Source organism: Membranihabitans marinus (assembly GCF_019802045.1).
In the GTDB taxonomy this organism is placed as follows: Bacteria; Bacteroidota; Bacteroidia; order Chitinophagales; family Saprospiraceae; genus Membranihabitans; species Membranihabitans marinus_A.
Genome location: NZ_JAHVHU010000004.1, coordinates 101,657 through 118,955 on the forward strand (window position 1 = coordinate 101,657; position 17,299 = coordinate 118,955).

General features: G+C 42.8%; 9 protein-coding genes and 1 tRNA gene. 2 read left to right on the forward strand and 8 right to left on the reverse strand.

The genetic code is table 11. The annotated features are described in order from the left end of the window. Window positions 1-16 precede the first annotated feature (16 nt). A tRNA-Val gene (locus tag KUV50_RS03410) sits at window positions 17-91 on the forward strand. A 225-nt stretch (window positions 92-316) separates the two neighbouring features. After that, window positions 317-1,147 carry an aldo/keto reductase gene (locus KUV50_RS03415; protein WP_222578691.1) on the forward strand — a complete coding sequence of 277 codons (831 nt, stop codon included), beginning with the start codon at window positions 317-319 and terminating at the stop codon, window positions 1,145-1,147. Between the two features lie 880 nt (window positions 1,148-2,027). Here KUV50_RS03415 and KUV50_RS03420 read toward each other — a convergent pair. The 8 genes from KUV50_RS03420 to KUV50_RS03455 all read right to left on the reverse strand — a co-directional run bounded on the left by KUV50_RS03420 (window position 2,028) and on the right by KUV50_RS03455 (window position 16,928). Continuing rightward, complete coding sequence (locus tag KUV50_RS03420) at window positions 2,028-4,709, reverse strand: MGH1-like glycoside hydrolase domain-containing protein (RefSeq protein WP_222578692.1); 2,682 nt, start codon at window positions 4,707-4,709, stop codon at window positions 2,028-2,030. A gap of 375 nt (window positions 4,710-5,084) precedes the next feature. Continuing rightward, window positions 5,085-5,888 (reverse strand): tetratricopeptide repeat protein, encoded by an 804-nt coding sequence (locus KUV50_RS03425; protein ID WP_222578693.1) that lies wholly within the window; start codon window positions 5,886-5,888, stop codon window positions 5,085-5,087. Between the two features lie 336 nt (window positions 5,889-6,224). Further along, complete coding sequence (locus KUV50_RS03430; RefSeq protein WP_222578694.1) at window positions 6,225-8,228, reverse strand: RagB/SusD family nutrient uptake outer membrane protein; 2,004 nt, start codon at window positions 8,226-8,228, stop codon at window positions 6,225-6,227. Window positions 8,229-8,281: 53 nt separating this feature from the next. Beyond that, entirely contained in the window at window positions 8,282-11,506 is a 3,225-nt protein-coding gene (locus tag KUV50_RS03435; protein ID WP_222578695.1) for a SusC/RagA family TonB-linked outer membrane protein, read from the reverse strand. A gap of 533 nt (window positions 11,507-12,039) precedes the next feature. Then, window positions 12,040-13,194 carry an RtcB family protein gene (locus KUV50_RS03440; RefSeq protein ID WP_222578696.1) on the reverse strand — a complete coding sequence of 385 codons (1,155 nt, stop codon included), beginning with the start codon at window positions 13,192-13,194 and terminating at the stop codon, window positions 12,040-12,042. A gap of 111 nt (window positions 13,195-13,305) precedes the next feature. Beyond that, on the reverse strand, window positions 13,306-15,336 hold the full coding sequence (locus KUV50_RS03445; protein WP_222578697.1) for an alpha/beta hydrolase family protein: 2,031 nt from the start codon (window positions 15,334-15,336) through the stop codon (window positions 13,306-13,308). A gap of 236 nt (window positions 15,337-15,572) precedes the next feature. Next, window positions 15,573-16,619, reverse strand: a complete 1,047-nt coding sequence (locus KUV50_RS03450) for a dihydrodipicolinate synthase family protein (protein ID WP_222578698.1) — start codon at window positions 16,617-16,619, stop codon at window positions 15,573-15,575. A 135-nt stretch (window positions 16,620-16,754) separates the two neighbouring features. Then, on the reverse strand, window positions 16,755-16,928 hold the full coding sequence (locus KUV50_RS03455) for a hypothetical protein (protein ID WP_222578699.1): 174 nt from the start codon (window positions 16,926-16,928) through the stop codon (window positions 16,755-16,757). Window positions 16,929-17,299: the final 371 nt, after the last annotated feature.

Genomic DNA, 17,299 nt, shown 5'->3' on the forward strand with positions numbered 1-17,299 from the left:
ACATTCGAGGCATGCGGGGAGATTAGCTCAGTTGGTTCAGAGCACCTGCCTTACAAGCAGGGGGTCACTGGTTCGAGTCCAGTATCTCCCACAATAGAAAACACAATGGGTTATATCTGGATTCAGATGTAGCCCATTTTTTATTTGGTCATTCTAGACATTTCTGCATTCTGTTCCTTTTTAAAATACGGCCTTGAACTTTCCATAAGATTGTTTTATCATCATTTAGCCAGGACATTGTCAAATAATGAACTTGCTAATTCAGTTATGGATTTGTATTTTGTAGATTCTATGTACATTAAAGTCTATAAATTATATGAAAACGCTTCAACTCAACGATGGAAATACGATTCCAGCCCTTGGCTTCGGAACTTATAAAGCTAAAGAAAAAGAAGGCGTCGATGCTGTGGTACATGCCCTGGATACGGGGTACCGGTTGATCGACACCGCTGCGATATATGGAAATGAGGATGCTGTAGGCAAAGGTATCCGACAAAGTGGTGTAGCCCGGGAGGATCTTTTTGTGACCTCCAAAGTATGGCGCGGTGTATTGGGGTACGCATCGACCAAGCAGGCTTTAGACGATAGTCTGCGACGGTTGCAATTGGATTATCTCGATCTATATCTGATCCACTGGCCGGCCAATGCCCGCAATTTTGATGACTGGGCATCAGTAAATGCACAAACGTGGCGCGCATTGGAAGAATCCCAATCTGAAGGGAAGATAAGATCAATTGGAATCAGTAATTTTTGGATCGAGCATCTCGAACCCTTATTGGATTCTTGCGATGTAGTGCCTGCAGTCAATCAAATTGAGTTTCATCCTGGCTATTGGCAACCGGAAGTGTATGCGTACTGTAAAGAAAAAGATATTTTGGTCGAAGCCTGGGCACCCTTGGCCAAAGGTGAGGCACTTAATCATGAAACTATCCGTGCTTTGGCGGATAAATATGACAAAACCGAAGCTCAAATTTGTCTGCGATGGGCCATCGACCGCGGAACGGTGCCCATCCCCAAATCAACGACACCGGAACGTATTTCAGAAAACATGGATATATTTGATTTTGAGTTGACTAGTGAAGACATCCAAACCATTAACCAGATTCCCAAAATGGGGTTTAGTGGGGAGCTGCCCAACGAGTGGTAATGTGGTAGGGACCTATTTGTGGACTTGGATGGAAAGGAGTCCACGGACATATTTGGAATGACATACGTCGTAATACGAGAATTCCGGATTCTTTAGTTCGCTTTATTCACCACGTCAATCTATTATGATGCATAATATACAGGTCATCAATTGCTTAAATTCCAAAATTGGGCATATTACATAGCCCAATTCTGGCTGACCTTTGACTTTTGATTCATACATTATCCTCGGGACAGAGCCCTTCCACAGCCACGGCGGGGACAGGTCGGTTCACTCATCCAAGGTTCACCGAACCTTGTGCCCCGGCTAAGCTGCGGCTTCATTCGTTCATTTCCATCTAAGAAGGATTTACCATCTTTTGTCAGCGTTGCACTCCGACTATATTCAGTGATTCCTCGCTTCTGCACCTGTCTAACTGCCATTAAAACAATAATCAACGCCAGGTAGGTAAATCAAAAGCCATGAATTTTCGGGTCAGGCGTGGTACGGCAAGGAACAATACTATTTGTATTTGATAATGCCGTATAAGATTTTGTAAATATTCAAAGATTGTCGAGGAGAAAACGGAGGTATAGCTGGAGATACACCGAGTATTTTTGACGAAGAGCATCGGAGAATATATTGGAATTTAGGCGGTAATTATGAATTCAAATGGTATAAATCCTTTTGTTTTTCTTCGACCGCCCTAATAATATTACGCTCCTTCCTACACGTACTGAACTATAGCAGCCATGATGGCGGAAAGTTCATTCCACGTTCTGATGTACCCTACCCTCCCCCGACAAGTTTTACCCCGCTGCACCACAGTAACGGAGCTCATTACACGCCTCGCTATGATCTCTTTGAAGAAGTAATTATCAGGCGCCTCGTCCGGCCTGGATTAATTTTGGGCTTCCGAGGCCAGTATGTTTTCTACCCATTTTCGAGGTGGTGTATCGTCTCCGAACTGATCAATCAGCGCAGAAACCAAACCTGTCCATCCCGTCTGGTGTGATGCTCCGACACCGCGTCCATTTTCACCCTGAAAATATTCAAAAAACAAAATAAGATCTTTATTTTCAGGCTTTCTGTAAAATTCTTCATACCGGAGATTAACCGGTCGTTTGTTCCAGTCATCTTCTCTGAAAATACTAATAAGATTCCGGGCAATCCGTTGACTGATCACATTAAGAGATACTTGCATTCCTGGATTTTGAGGGTCTGCCACGGTTATGTTCTCCCCGTAGTGTTCGTGGTATTTTTGAAGCGTCTGAATAATCAGATAATTAATCGGGAACCAGATGGGGCCCCTCCAGTTTGAATTTCCTCCATAGATGTTTGAGGTGGACTCTCCGGGATCATAGGCAATACTGTAATCGATGCCATTGATATTCATATTAAACGGTACAGCGTGTACTTTGGACAAAGAACGAATCCCGTAATCACTAAAAAACTCTTCTGGATCAATCATAGATTGGACCAGGGTCCTCATACGTTCCTGAGGGATCAGGGTTAGAAACAGATCTTGGTTACGTTCATAAGTCTTGATAACTTCATATCTTTCATTGCGTCGTCTCTGTTTCACAAACTCTTCGATGCCTTTTCTTAAACCGGGTAATTTTTCAAGTTTTTCCGCTTCAATACGAAGCACCGCAAAAAGGGTGGTTAATCCCACAATGGATCGGATTTTGATGGGAATAAAACGGTCATCTTTGACCATGACATCGTAAAAGAAACCATCATCATCATGCCATATCCCAGCCCAATGTTCATCCATTCGGTTGAGGGCTTCTGCGATGTAAACGAAATGTTTAAAATACTTAATTGCCATATCTTCAAATGCATCATCCTCCACAGCTATTTCGATGGCCATTTCAAGCATGTTCAAAGCAAATAAAGCCATCCATGCTGTACTGTCAGCTTGCTTGAGGTAACCTCCGCCGACGATCTCCACGTTGCGGTCAAAAATCCCGATGTTATCCAGGCCCAAAAACCCACCTTCAAAAATATTGTTTTGGTTGCGATCCTTCCGATTCACCCACCAGGTAAAGTTTAGTGATAGTTTTGAAAAAATACGCTTTAAAAATTTTATGTCACCGCACCCGGTTTGTTGTCGATCCATCTTAAAAACTTCAAGCGCCGCCCACCCATGGACCGGTGGGTTCACATCTGTAAAATGCCATTCGTACGCCGGTATTTGTCCATTGGGGTGCATGTACCGCTCTTTTAGAAAAAGTAGAAGTTGTTCTTTGGCGAAACGTATATCCAACTTGGCCAGCGGGATGCAGTGAAAAGCAGAATCCCAGGCAGCGTACCAGGGATACTCCCATTTGTCGGGCATGGAATGAATGTCCTCATTGATCAATGATTTCCATTCTCTGTTGCGACCGTTTTTTCGGATGTGTGGTGGTGCTGGTCTTCCAGGATCTCCTTTTAGCCACCGGGCAATATTAAAATTATAGTACTGTTTGGTCCACAGCATTCCTGCCCAGGCTTGGCGTTGTATGTTTTGTAGTTCCGGAGACTGATTCTTATACAGTTTTTTGTAAAAATCATCCGCTTCACTTTTTCGTGTTTCAAAGATACGCTGGAATTTATCTCCAAGAGGTTGTGCCAACGCGCTGTCCGCAGATAATCTAAGGTGAATAACCCACTCGCCTCCTCCTTCGACTTCCTGATGGTACAAGGGCGAAAATTTACTTCCTTCCGAAAATTTATTTCCTTCTTGTCGCCACTTATCATGAAGAAGCAGGTCATGGAAACGGTCCTTGACTTTTGGACTGGCATTTTCACGACCAAACAATCGTTCGGCATTGTCCTCATTATCTGTAAAGAGATAAGCTTCGGGTTCATCAAAGTAGAGGGAATAATTTCCTGTTTCATTGTGGTATACAGCCACTTTGCCTGAATGGTCGTTTGATTTTCGGATGACATTGTCGCGGGACATCAAACCAAACGACCATAGATTTCGAAACCACAACGTGGGTAAAAGATACAGTTCATGACGGGACGAACTGCGATTTTTTACGGTGATCTTTATCCCAATATCTTCCTCATCCGCTTTGGCATATTCTATAAAAACATCGAAATAATCATCGTTTTCAAACCAATTCGTATCCAGAATCTCATACTCATATTCTTCTACGGTGCGCGCCCTGTTTTCTTCGATGAGTTCACCGTATGGGTAGGCCCGATGTCCGTATTTGTACAAGTATTTCATGTACGAATGGGATGGCGTATTGTCCAGGTAATAATATAATTCTTTCACATCTTCACCGTGATTCCCCTGTGGTCCGGTCAATCCGTACAACCTTTCTTTCAGTATCGGGTCGTTTCCATTCCACATGGCCACAGAGAAGCAGATCCGACATTTCTCATCGGAAATGCCTGCGATGCCATCTTCTCCCCATCGATAGACCCGGCTCCGGGCATGGTCATGAGGGAAGTAGTCCCAGGCACTGCCATCCGGACTGTAATCTTCTCGGACAGTACCCCATTGACGTTCACTAAGATACGGTCCCCACTTCAGCCAATTTTTCTTGCCGGTATAATGATTTTCTAATCGTTTCTTTTCAAACTCCATATTAACCTCTCGTTATCTATCCAGTAATGCTGGAATTTATGTGATGCAAATATCAGTAATTATGTACACAATGATTTCATAAAGTTTGTAATTCTAAGTCAATTATTTTCCCACGTGTTGCAAAGACATGTTTTCTCACCAATTCATTTTTAAACCATCGTCTATCGCTTTAAAAATGATAAGGATCTGTTTATAAATCATTTATTCATTGTAAATATCATTTATAAACACGTTCAAAAACCATACCTGATTGCTCTTTACCGAGACATACAAGCTTGACTTTTGTTCAAAAGAAACGGACTTATTGCATTAAAAAAGGCCTGAACCGATTAAGATCCAGGCCAAAACTTGCTTGAGATATTCTTTGATATGGTGTTAATTAGCCATTTGTTCGATTTTGTATTTGGCCATTTGACCATAAGTACCGGAAGGTACTTTTTTATAAGCGGCAACAGCGGCAGCGGCATTACCCATGGCCTCGTATATTTCGGCTTGCGCGAAGTAATTTCGACCTTCTTCACCACCTTCAGCCAATTCGATGGCTTTGTTTGCATGTTCTAAGGCTTCTTTCAACTTATTTTTTTTAGTCAATGCTCTTGCAATATAGAACTGGACATCGGCGGATTCTCCGTGTTCCAGATATGCATTACCCATCTCGATTGTTTTATCCCAATCATCACTGGTATAGGCTTTTGATACGAAAATGGTGGCTTTATTCATTAAATCGGTGGCTTTATCTTCTTTTTTAGATTTTTTGGCAGCCTGACTACCCATGATAAAAGCATTCATCGCAGCGGTATCATCACCTTTCGTATTCATGGCCATTGCTTTACCGCTGTAATTGCCGTAGAAATCCGGGTTCATTTCTATCCCCTTGTTGTATAATTCGATACTCTCGTCGATTTTGTCGGCTCTGCGCGCTTTTCTTCCGGCGTAGTAAGCCGCTATAGCACCATTTCTTTCAGCGAGTGATACAATCTTTTTATCTTCTTCCGGGTCGGCTTTTTCGAGCGCTTTCGTAAAAAGATCAAGGGCTTTATCGTATTCCTTCCCTTTCAGGGCAGCTACTCCATCATTGTACAGAGATGCCGGTGAAGCATCTTCCTGACTCCATACCGGTGCAGTGCATAACATCGTCGCCAATACGACCATAGACCATAGTTTAAATCCTAACTTCATTCTTAAATTATTTTGTTCAAAAATTTACATTCCAAAAAATGGCATTGCAATTAAAGATGAACGCCGGCTCTGCTAACAAGCCCCATTCTATTCACAATCCACTATAAAAAGGTTCTAAATGATGTAATTAATTTCATTTGAGCCCAAATTTAACAAAATATTTCATTCTACACAGTATTCTTACAAATTTGAGCTGTATTCTCAAGGTTGCTGTAGTTAGACCGCCGGTGTCAGCCATTATTTACCTATTTCTTAGTTCGAAACGGAGAAACACGGGCTGCAATGTTTTCCGTATGAATTGATCAAACGATCTTATTATTATCCTGCTCATATTTTTTATCGAGCACCAATAGCATCCATGGGATCAATATTGGGTACGCCCGGTGTCTGAACAACATGCACCAGCGGTTCTACATTTTTCTCTGAACCATCATACCCCGTGGTTTGATTCAATGTATTGCCTACATTTCCGATGAGATAAGGTTCGTATACCGGCCAGAAAATGTGCTTGGGGTCGATGGTATACTTCGTGGTAGGATAGGTATCCCAGGCCACTTCCTCTCTGAAAAAATTATTCCTTTCCATTTGACGATCGTAGTAAAAATTTTTGGCAGATAATGAAGTCTCCATATTATTCCCATCCCAGGAATAGGATTTTCCATTGTAACATTGTTTCCCGGTCTTGGCAAAAATAACAGACATCCGCACCATTTCATCATGGCGATACTCTTCGCCAAATAGTTCTCGACAACGTTCATCAAGTATAGTGCCTATTCCCTCAGTCTGCACATCCCCGGCTGTATACATTGTCATGGCATTAGCGCGTTGACGGATAATGTTGAGGTCGTCAGCAGCACCCTGGAAATTATCTTGCCAGAATCTTGCTTCCGCCCGAATCAGATATGCTTCTGCTTCCCGCATAATGTATATATCTCTTTTACCGCCATCCTGACGCTTCACTTGATCTTCCTGGTTTGCTGCATAAAATTTATACAAGGGATAGCCGTAAAAACACCGGATGGAATCTTCGCACAGCAACACCCCATCTTCATAGAGTCGTACTGGTTTGCCGTACCATTCTGTGCCTTTCAGATCCGGGTTGTCATAGATCAACATATCCATATCAAACCAATTTCCTTTTTTGTGTCTGTAGTCCTGTCGATCAATTACCCCGTCGTAATTCCATATTTCATACTGTGCATAATTTGTTGGTCGGCCAAAACCCTGACTTCGACCCCACTTATGCATTTGCTTGGATCTTTCATTCTGAGCGATATCCATACCTGTCACCGTGCCGGCTGGGGGTGCTTTCACGCCTTTATTGGTACTGACAAAGTTTGGCCCCCATGCGCGTATAGATGCAGATCTGCCCTGGCTGCCATCCAAAAACGGCTCATTAACGACGAGCCAGATACCCTCCGGATTACTGGTTTTTTGATTATTTTCATCCTGATGAAGCAGATTGATTGCATCAGCGGGTTGGTTGCAATCCAGACCATCCAGTTCTTCACCGGTGAATGGGTTGAGATTGTTTCCTACACGCACAAAATCTACATTTACATCGGCATCCGTAAATAATCGCGACTCCGGATCGTTGATGACTTCAGTCATCAGCTGTTCGGCATCAGCGAACCGCTCATTGAGCATATAGTATTTAGCTAGTAAAATTTTGACGGCATCTTTAGGCGCCTGTCCCTTAGGTAATTCACTTTTAGGCTTTACCCATTTGACGGCATATTCCAAATCAGCGATCATCTGATCCCATATGCCCTGCATGTGAAATACCTTGAAATCCTGCCGTGCTTCGGAAACGACATTCAAAGGAAAAGCGACATTACCATAATCCATGGTCAGTTGCATATAAAAGAATGCCCGGAGAAAATAAGCACTTCCCAATAAGTGGTTCCGCTCCTGGTTTTCTGTGCCACCTTCCCATTCGGGTACGTCAATATAATCAATGACGGTGTTGCAGCTTTTGATTTGTTTATAATTTTCTTCATAGAACGAACGGGTTCGTCCCGCATCATTGTCCCGGGAATTCTGGGGTGTAGCATACGTTCGTAAATCGACGAAAGCATCCGGTTTATCAGTGGCACTGACGACTGAGGCATCACTCATATTGTGATTGAATAATAATTCCTCATTATCGCCATTCCACTGGTTGAACACGCCTTTAAGCGCTGCATCTAATGCGGTTTGTAGACCAGCAGCATCAACAAATGTGTTTTCCGGACTTAAAGTGGAGAGCGGTTTCTGATCCAGGAATTCGTCTTTGCACGATAGGGTTAACGTCAGAACCAGTGCTGAAACAAAAAGTGATATTTTTTTATAATTTTTCATTATTCAGATATTTAGTATTATAGTCATGATTGAACAATACGGTGTTATGTTATTTACAATGAAGTATTTACGCTAAATGAAAATACTCTGGGCATTTCTCTGGTAGATTCAGGGTCACCCTCGATCCAGCTGGTCAGGATACCTGCATTTTCTACTGTAAAAGCTAATCGGACACTGCTCCCCAATTTCATATTGTTCAATAGATTAACCGGGACTTGATACCCAATGGAAATATTTTGAATCCGTAGATATGATTTAGACTGGAAATAGGTAGCGTTTCCAAGTCGGATCGAGTTAATCCGTGCTGCATTATCGATTTGATTATTGGGCGTCCAGTAAGGCAGATTGTACCAATTGTGGTTCTTAATATAGCTTTGGCTGTTGTTAAACGGCTCGCCCGTGCCTCCGTAATAGCCCATCTTTGCAAGAAGGATCACGCCCACATCGAACCCTTTAAACTGCAAACTGTTTGTTAACGTCAAGTACCACGGGTTTTTAGTCAGCCCCTGAAATACCTTATCCGCGGAATTAAGTACTCCGTCGTTGTTCTGATCAACCATTCTAAAATCTCCCGGGTACAATCCATATTGAGCGGCCTCAGATTCTTCGCCTAGTTTGTAGACCCCGTCCAGTTCATAATCCCAGATGACATCTTTGTTCTGACCGATAAACCAGCCATTGTCGATATCGTCCGGTTCTTCAAATACAGTATTGCCGTTCTCATCGGTGGTTTCAACTTTTTCTCCCGTCAAAGAGATGATTTTATTGTTGTTGTAGCTCATATTGAAGTTACTGCTCCAGACAAAACCTGGTTTTTCAATATTGATGGTATTGACTGAAAAATCGACGCCAATGTTTTTTAAACTGCCGACATTGGTGGTGATGCTTTCAAATCCGGTAACAATGGGAAGTTTTTTATCCAATAACATGTCTGTCGTGGTAGAACTATACACATCCACTGCACCGCGGATGCGTCCATCTACTAATCCATAGTCCAAACCAAAATTCAACGCCTTATTTTTCTCCCAAGCCAGATTGGGATTAGCTATGCGATTAATGTACAGATAGGGCGCCACAAAATAACCATTGTCAAAATTCAGGTATTTGTTGTCACTCAAGGTAGCAAAGGCTGCGTAGGAACCCAGACCACTACTGTTCCCATTTACACCCCAGCTGGCCCGTAGTTTCAAGAACGAGATCCATTCCGGTGCACCAGCCATAAATTCTTCACTGGATAAGGTCCAGGCTGCAGACAAGGATGGAAAGGTGGCGTATTTTTGCAAGGATCCAAATCGGGAATAACCATCTCTTCGCACGGATACGGATACATTGTATTTATTGTTGAAGCCATAGTTTACCCGACCCATTAAAGCGTTTCGGGTGATCACTTCATCAGCAATCGTTTCATCCGGATTGTCCAGAGATGGATTAACTCCTAATATCAAAGCCCGATAGCCTAGAGCTTCCGTTGGAGAGAACTGAGAAGCAGATGCGTAGGTTTCCCAAATTTGATTTTTTTCAGCATTTACTAACCCCGTAAAATCAAGGCGATGGTTTCCAAACTCTTTGTTCCAATTAAGAATATTATCGGACTGCCATTCAAAGGTTTTGTCGCCTTGTCGTCTGGCGTATCCGCCGTGTGACCAATTCGGATTCGCACTATCTTCGTAGTATAGCCGATCCCTGAAATCGATTCGGGTAGTCAGATTGGACGTTAATTTTATCCCAAAAGGTAAGGAGAGTTTTGCATACATGGTGGGAAATATTTTATAACGATCATATTTCCGCGTAAGAAAAGCAGCGTCTAAAAATGGATTTCCCCGGTTGGAACCCGCACCAGCGGTTTTTAAATATTCTCTGGGATAGCGATTGGGTAAATCGCCGATGGTGGGAATATTTTCATTGTAGACGATGTTTTTCCAGGGGGCATCATACGGAGAAGAAGTTCGATAGCCACCGTTGTCAATGGGTTCATTACCTTCGTCCTGATACGCAAAATTCGCATTTAGCCCGATATTTAGGAAATTGGTAGCACGTACATCCAGATTCAATCGCGAGGTCACCGTAGAAAAACTTTCCCCAACCTGGACCGATTCACTATTACCATAGCCCAAGGACCAATAATAGGAAATGTTGTCGTTTCGGCCAGAAACACTTAAATCATAATCTTGACGCAGACCGGTGTGAAACATAAAATCCTGCCAGTCAAATGACCGTCCTTTCAGATAATTTTCTTTTTCATTTTGTTCAAACCCAAATGCATCCAACCAGGCAGATGTGATCACTGTAGGGTCAGATTCGCCGGGAATTCCGTTGGCTTGCAACCATTCGTCTTGGTATTGTGGATCCAGTTTGTTGTAATCATCATATTTGGACCAGGGATCCTGTGATAAACTGTTGATGGACTCATTCATATCGGTCAGCCATGTCATCACTTCATCACCCGCCTTGAACGTTTGGATTCGTTTGGCTCCGGTCACAAAACCAAGTTTTGCACTGGCGTTGATGGTGGGTTTGGTCGTTGTCCCTTTTTTGGTGGTCACCATGATCACGCCATTGGAGGCTCTGGACCCATAGATGGAAGCAGCGCTGGCATCCTTCAGCACATCAATGCTTTCGATGTCCTGGACATTTATCTCCGCAATATCTCCATTGAAAATGACGCCATCCAGTACAATCAAGGGACGGTTCGCAGCGCGCTCTGTGCTACTGTTTGCTTTAATAGTATTATCGCCTCTGATTTCAAAATCCGGTGTGTTTTTCGCATTGGTACTGTACCCTACTTTCAATCCTGGAACGGACGAGCGGAGGAGTTCCTGCATGTTGGATGGTTGAAATTTCTCCAGTTCTTCTGCACGTACATTTACGATGGAACCGGTTAGATCTTTTTTGCGAGAAGTACCATAGCCGACCACCACGACTTCATCCAATAGCTGGGCATCAGCCAGAAGAGTAGCATCTACATTGGTCTTGCCATTGACAGGGATTTCTTGCGTTTGGTATCCGATGTATGAAAATACAAGTGTGGCATTTTCAGCTACATTTTCCAATGAATATTTACCATCAAAATCAGTGGCCGTTCCGTTGTTGGTGCCCTTGACCTGTACATTTACACTGATCAATGCTTCCCCATCTTTGTCCGAAACAATGCCCGATACCCTGTTTTGACTTATTGCGGAGGAAGCTATGCAAATGAGAAGTAGCACTAAAAGATGACTTTGGTGGATCATCGACCGGGTTTTACTGATGTTGGATGTGTGCGTCCAAGTTATTTTCATAATTAAAGATTTGATACTATTAAACGATTCAATTGTTAATAATAGCTAACTGTTCCGAAGTGAGATTTAAGGTTTTCTTTGAGGTTTTCCTATTAAATTGTCCTGCCGAATATAGGGATAGAATTTAAAAAAGCAAAAATATTAGTAAATAATCTTAAGGAAAATCTAAAACGTTTGTAAATTAGTGGATATGTAGCGAAAAAGTAGCTATCAGATAAATTAGTTAATCGTATTCTAAACAGCTGGTAGATACTACAATAGGTATGTAATCAAAATAATATTTGACAATGATTCCATCTCGTGAAAAAGGGACATCTGTGAAAGTGTTAACTATTTGGAAATAGTCGGACTGCCACGGCCTACAACTTCCAGTAGCTAATCTGCCCTGCATGGAAAGGAATAAGAAGTTCTGAATCTAAGGAAAGGAAATGGAATAGCATGCCACCCGGTTTGTAAACCATCATACGTGTATATATATGATGGTATGCTGCCTTACTATAGAGCGTTATTTACTACAAGTTGTGATCGCTGCATCAGCCCTTGACTACGGCCAAAGGTTTTAATTCGATCATGATTTCAACCAGGCTTTTTTGATTTTCCATGACCTCGTGTATATCTTTGTAGGATTCAGGTGCTTCGTCCAAATCATTTTTGTGTCGTACAGCGTGAAGAATCCCCTGGTTATCCAATTTTTTGGTAATCTTTTTTATATCCAATGTGCGCCGAGCTTTTGTACGGCTCATTTTTCGGCCGGCTCCGTGAGAGCACGATTCAAATGACATTGGATTTCCTTTGCCCATAACCAAAAATGACGATGTACCCTGTGTGCCGGGAATCATACCCATCTCCCCTGCTCTGGCCTGGGTAGCTCCTTTCCGGTGAATAATGACATTTTCGCCGAAATGTGATTCGTAACCTGCGAAGTTATGTGGTTTATTGATAAAGTTGGAAAATTCAACCTCTGGGTATACCAGCTCAAAAGCATTTCGAACGCGTTCCATCATCAGGGTTCTGTTTTGGAGTGCAAATTCGATGCAGTAATTCATTTCAGCTTTATAATTCGTGTATTCTGGTGTTCCTTTGGGAAAAAATGCTAAATCCTTGGGGACATCACTCGCCCACTTTTCATTCAGTTCGCGGGCTAATGTGTGATAATGATTTGCCACGGTGTACCCCAGGTTGCGGGAGCCCGAATGAATCATTATCCAAATAAAACCGTCGGAACCTTTCTGAATCTCAATAAAATGGTTGCCTCCGCCCAATGTGCCAATCTGGTATAGGGCGTTTTCGTATTCTTGGTTTACAATTGGCGTGTTTTCAGAAGTAGCCGGCATCCATTTTTCATCCTGTCTTTCTTTGTGGTGATTAAAGCCGACCGGAATGGTTCTTCGGATTTCAGCCATAATTTTTTTGAGTGATTCGGTGTTGACATCCTCCAGATTAGTACGAAGAGAACACATTCCACACCCGATATCCACACCAACCGCATTCGGAACAATGGCATCTTTAGTTGCTAGTACACCCCCTATAGGCATACCATACCCCTGATGGCTGTCGGGCATGATAGCGATGTGTCGAAAGGCAAAGGGTAGATTGGCAATATTTTTGGCTTGTTTCAGCGCTCCTTCTTCCAGGTCCTCCAACCATAGCTTTATCGGTAAACGTTCTGTTGTGATAACATTTTTCATATTTATTCCTCCTTTGTTCTTTATACTATACATCTAACGCCTGATGTCGAATAAAGATCAAATTCATTGAGTATTGTTTTATTCTAGAATTTAACTCATAAATATGTCGGGCTACCTTTCTATTTCCAGCGAACCTCCCGTTTCAAAGCCAGACCGGAAATATTCATATTCTTTAATCAATTCATTTGATTCAGCCATACCATATTTCTTTCCGGAAATGGTTCTTGGATTTCGTACCTGGACATTAGCACCGGTCATCGCTGCTGCCAAAAGTAAATCCCCCCACTTCAATATTCCCGGCACATGAATGGCCATGCTGTAATAATTCTCTGCAACGCCATCGTCAAAAAGATAGCTGATCGGTGCATCCTCCATGGTTATTTGGCCGACTTGGTCATCCAATGCCGCATAAAATAGTGTCGCCGGTCCCAGATCTTTGAATGCATGAATATCGATGCGGTTAGCATGGTGACTTTCTCTGAGCCATCGATACACCATCTCCATCTCTTGTACCCATCGTCCTTGCATGGTTTCCCCCAGCCAAATCAGTGATCTGGACAAGGTGTGAAAAGCCGGCAGAGAACTCCCATTTAATCGAGTCGCCACCTCGGAGCTGTTTTCACCAAGTCCCCAGAAATCAACCAGGACAATACCTTTTCCATCAGATTGATAGTCTTGCAGAACCTCCTCCGGTACCATCGCCTTTCCCTTATGGTGTGCAATAAGAACATACTCTCCAGGATTCCGCGATGATTTACGGATCAACACTGGAATCAGGTAGTCATCGGTCACTTCTAGCGCATACCGAGTCCAGCCCTTCTGTTCACCGTAGCTGTGGGATTTCCTCAATTTTACATTTTCAGGAATTTTCAACAACCGGGTCAGTTTTTCTTTTTCGTGCGAAATATTCATGGGGCCTTGGCCATGCTGACTGTCCTTGAGCTCACGACCAATAAGCGAACAATACTCCACCGTACTGGTGACCCTTGCAGATCGGTTCCCCCGGTCGAAAGTCATCAATTCTCCTGAAGTCAAAAGGGATATGTCTCTTTCCGACCGCGGCGCTCCATTGCCAATGTTCTTGAGGTGCTTATCCATCCACCCCACCAGGGTTTTCCGAGCCTCCGGATGATAGCCATGTGTCATATCAATAACCTGACTATCCAATTGACTTTTGGCCTGGTACAAATCAAATATAGCTTCAGCATGTCGAAAGCTTCTTTGCATTTCTGAAGGAATAAATGCTTTATTCTTTTCCTGACCTGCATTGACCAGTTTCAAAGCCCGAGGTGCAATCATTCCTAATACTTCAGATTCCTCAGTGAAGGTTAATCCGTCGATCAAGGTCTCACAGACGCAATTACTGGCCATGATATAGGATTGGAATGTGCCTACGCTGACTACAGGCATGGCTGCTTTGATCCGGTCATCCATGGCTGCCAGCCACATTGTCTGATTACCTCCTCCACTGGCTCCAGTAGCTCCTATGAGCTCTGAATCAACGAATGGGAGTGAGCTAAGAAGATCCACCCCTCTTCGATTGTCTGTAATCTGCATTCCCAGGAGACTTTCACCAATATTGAATAAGGATGCTCCCAGATGTGCCCCATGGTATTCAAAATCACCATGGGTAGTGGTTCGTTCCCCAGCTCCCCAGGGATCCATGTGTAAGGAGACATAGCCATGTTTTGCGAGCGCCTGTCCGATCGCCTGGTATACCTCATACAGACGACCGTTTCGAGAATGCCCCATCATCGTTATGACAGCCGGGAAGGGTCCATCACCTGCCGGGATATACAGGTTGGCCGTGGTGAACACGCCCGGACGGGTCTGAAAATATATGTTTTTCACCGTTACACCATCTGATTGATGTTGACCTGTTTCTTGATACTCAAGCGGTAAATCGGAATATTTTCGGGCACCTGTTTTCGACGTGATGAACGCTCTCAGTTCTGCTTTGCGTTCTTCCCATGCCTCCAGATTATGTGGCATCTGATGGGTCTTGTACGCCAAAGCTGCCCGATGATTTAATCCGGACTGAATGAGGTCGGGTTGCTGTTTAGAAAAGACGTTGGGAACTTGTGTTCCTGCAGGTGTAAAGTAAAGTACGAAGAAGAATAAAACAAGGTAAATAAGTTTCATAGCTGGTATTTGCGCGATAATTCCTGAAAAATAGTAAAATTATTCATTATGGAATGAAGGAAAACCCGTGTCAGATAATTCTTTGCTGGAGATCTGCGTTCGGATTCCGTCTCTGGAGCTGGTGATCTGCAAAAGCTTGAAATCAGTGGGAATGTCGTTGGATCCGGCCCTTGGGTGGCACCATTTAAAACCTGAATTGTATGCTGACTAGGCGTTGGCATCCAATGAAGTCTTAATCAGACATAGGTAGCTAGTGGGATCTTTAGTTCACTAGATAGATTTTGCAGATCTTCCCACAGCTGATCCAGTTTTTCTTTATCGGTAGAATTGAGTTCAGGTGTGTTTTTGCGTGTATTGATGGTCAGGTCAAGCCCACGTAAATTCATGAAATACTTGGCTGCCCGGGGGTATTTATTACCAATGACGCGATCATTGGCTAAAATAAACGCATTGGCTTTTTGCACCGACCTTAAGACTTTTCGTTTTCGTCCTTTCGCCCATAGATAGGAAAACAGCTCCGGATAAAAGTTACCTGCTATACATGATATACCTGCACCTCCATGTCGGATGGAGTCCAATACATCCGGTGAGTGCGCATTGTAAATGCCCAGAGCAGAATCACCGGCTTTTATAATTTTATTTTGGACGACCGCGGCTTCACATGAAGTGTCTTTAAAGTATAAAAAACGATCGGTACTTTGCAATGTACTCACCATGTCGGGGCTAATCAGCCGATGATAAGGTCCCGGACACTCATAGATCCCTAAAGCTATGTCAGCTGTCTGGTTTAGGATGTTTTCAAATGATTTCATTAAGTCAGCTTCGGATGCTGATTTTTTTACCATCATGGATGGGATCAAAACAACCGCTTCTACGCCGGTGTCTGCCACTTGTTTAATAAATTCTATATTACCGTTGTCCGTATCTGAAAATGTTCCGGTAGACACCACTGGAAGGGACGTATTCTCAACCACAAACCGGGTCAGATCAAGACGCTCCTGTGAACTAAGCTGATACATTTCACTGGAACCGCAGTTGGCAAACAATCCGGTAGAACCAGCATCTTCATACCAGGTTATTAATCGTTTTAACCCTGGATAGTCTATATCAAGTTTATTTGTATAAGGGGTCATCATCACCGGCCAGAACCCGCCGGGCAATTTTTTTTCTTTGCCGCTAATTTCTGGAAGTAGGTGCAGTCCGCCGGCCATTCCAATACTTCCAAATGAATACACCAGGCTTCTTTTGATAAATCCTCTTCTTCCTAATTCTGTTTTAATCATTTGTTGTGGTCTTTTAGTATCAACTTATGGCTTTATGAGCCGGATGTTAATTATCGTCAGTTGACGAATTATCTCATTACTCCATGGATGATTCGTCCTTCGAAAACGAATCGGCTCAGCATTCTATTTACCAGGTTAACGGCCTGGAATAGTCTCCTGGCTTCCAAATAGTAAATTAGAGGAAATTCTGTTTCTGACAAATAAACGTTTTCCGACTTTTTCAAACCCTACTTTTTCCAGTTTTTTGTTACCATCTATGGTTCCTCCAATTCCCTCGATGTTGGATTCTACAACATGGTGATAAATCATTTCGAAGTCCTATTTTATTTTTTCATCTCGGATAATGTCAGGAATATATGATTATACACGTATTGTAAATATAGATTAAAATTTTGTAAATAACCGGCTGAAATCTTGTGGAGAAATGAAAAATACAGGGTTAGAATATTTTGAGGTTTAAGACTTTTAATTGGATTATTGATATAACCTCCGGTGATTATAATCACAATCCTGTCACATTCAATCTTCTATATAAAATATATATAGGGTATATGTATGAAGGTATGCTGCATTACTTGTCTTTTTGCCAGGGCGCATGACCGGTTCGAAAACCTTATTTGATATTCATAAAAGATAATATCGTATTATATCTCGCTGTGGACTATATTTTTTGGAGGTTG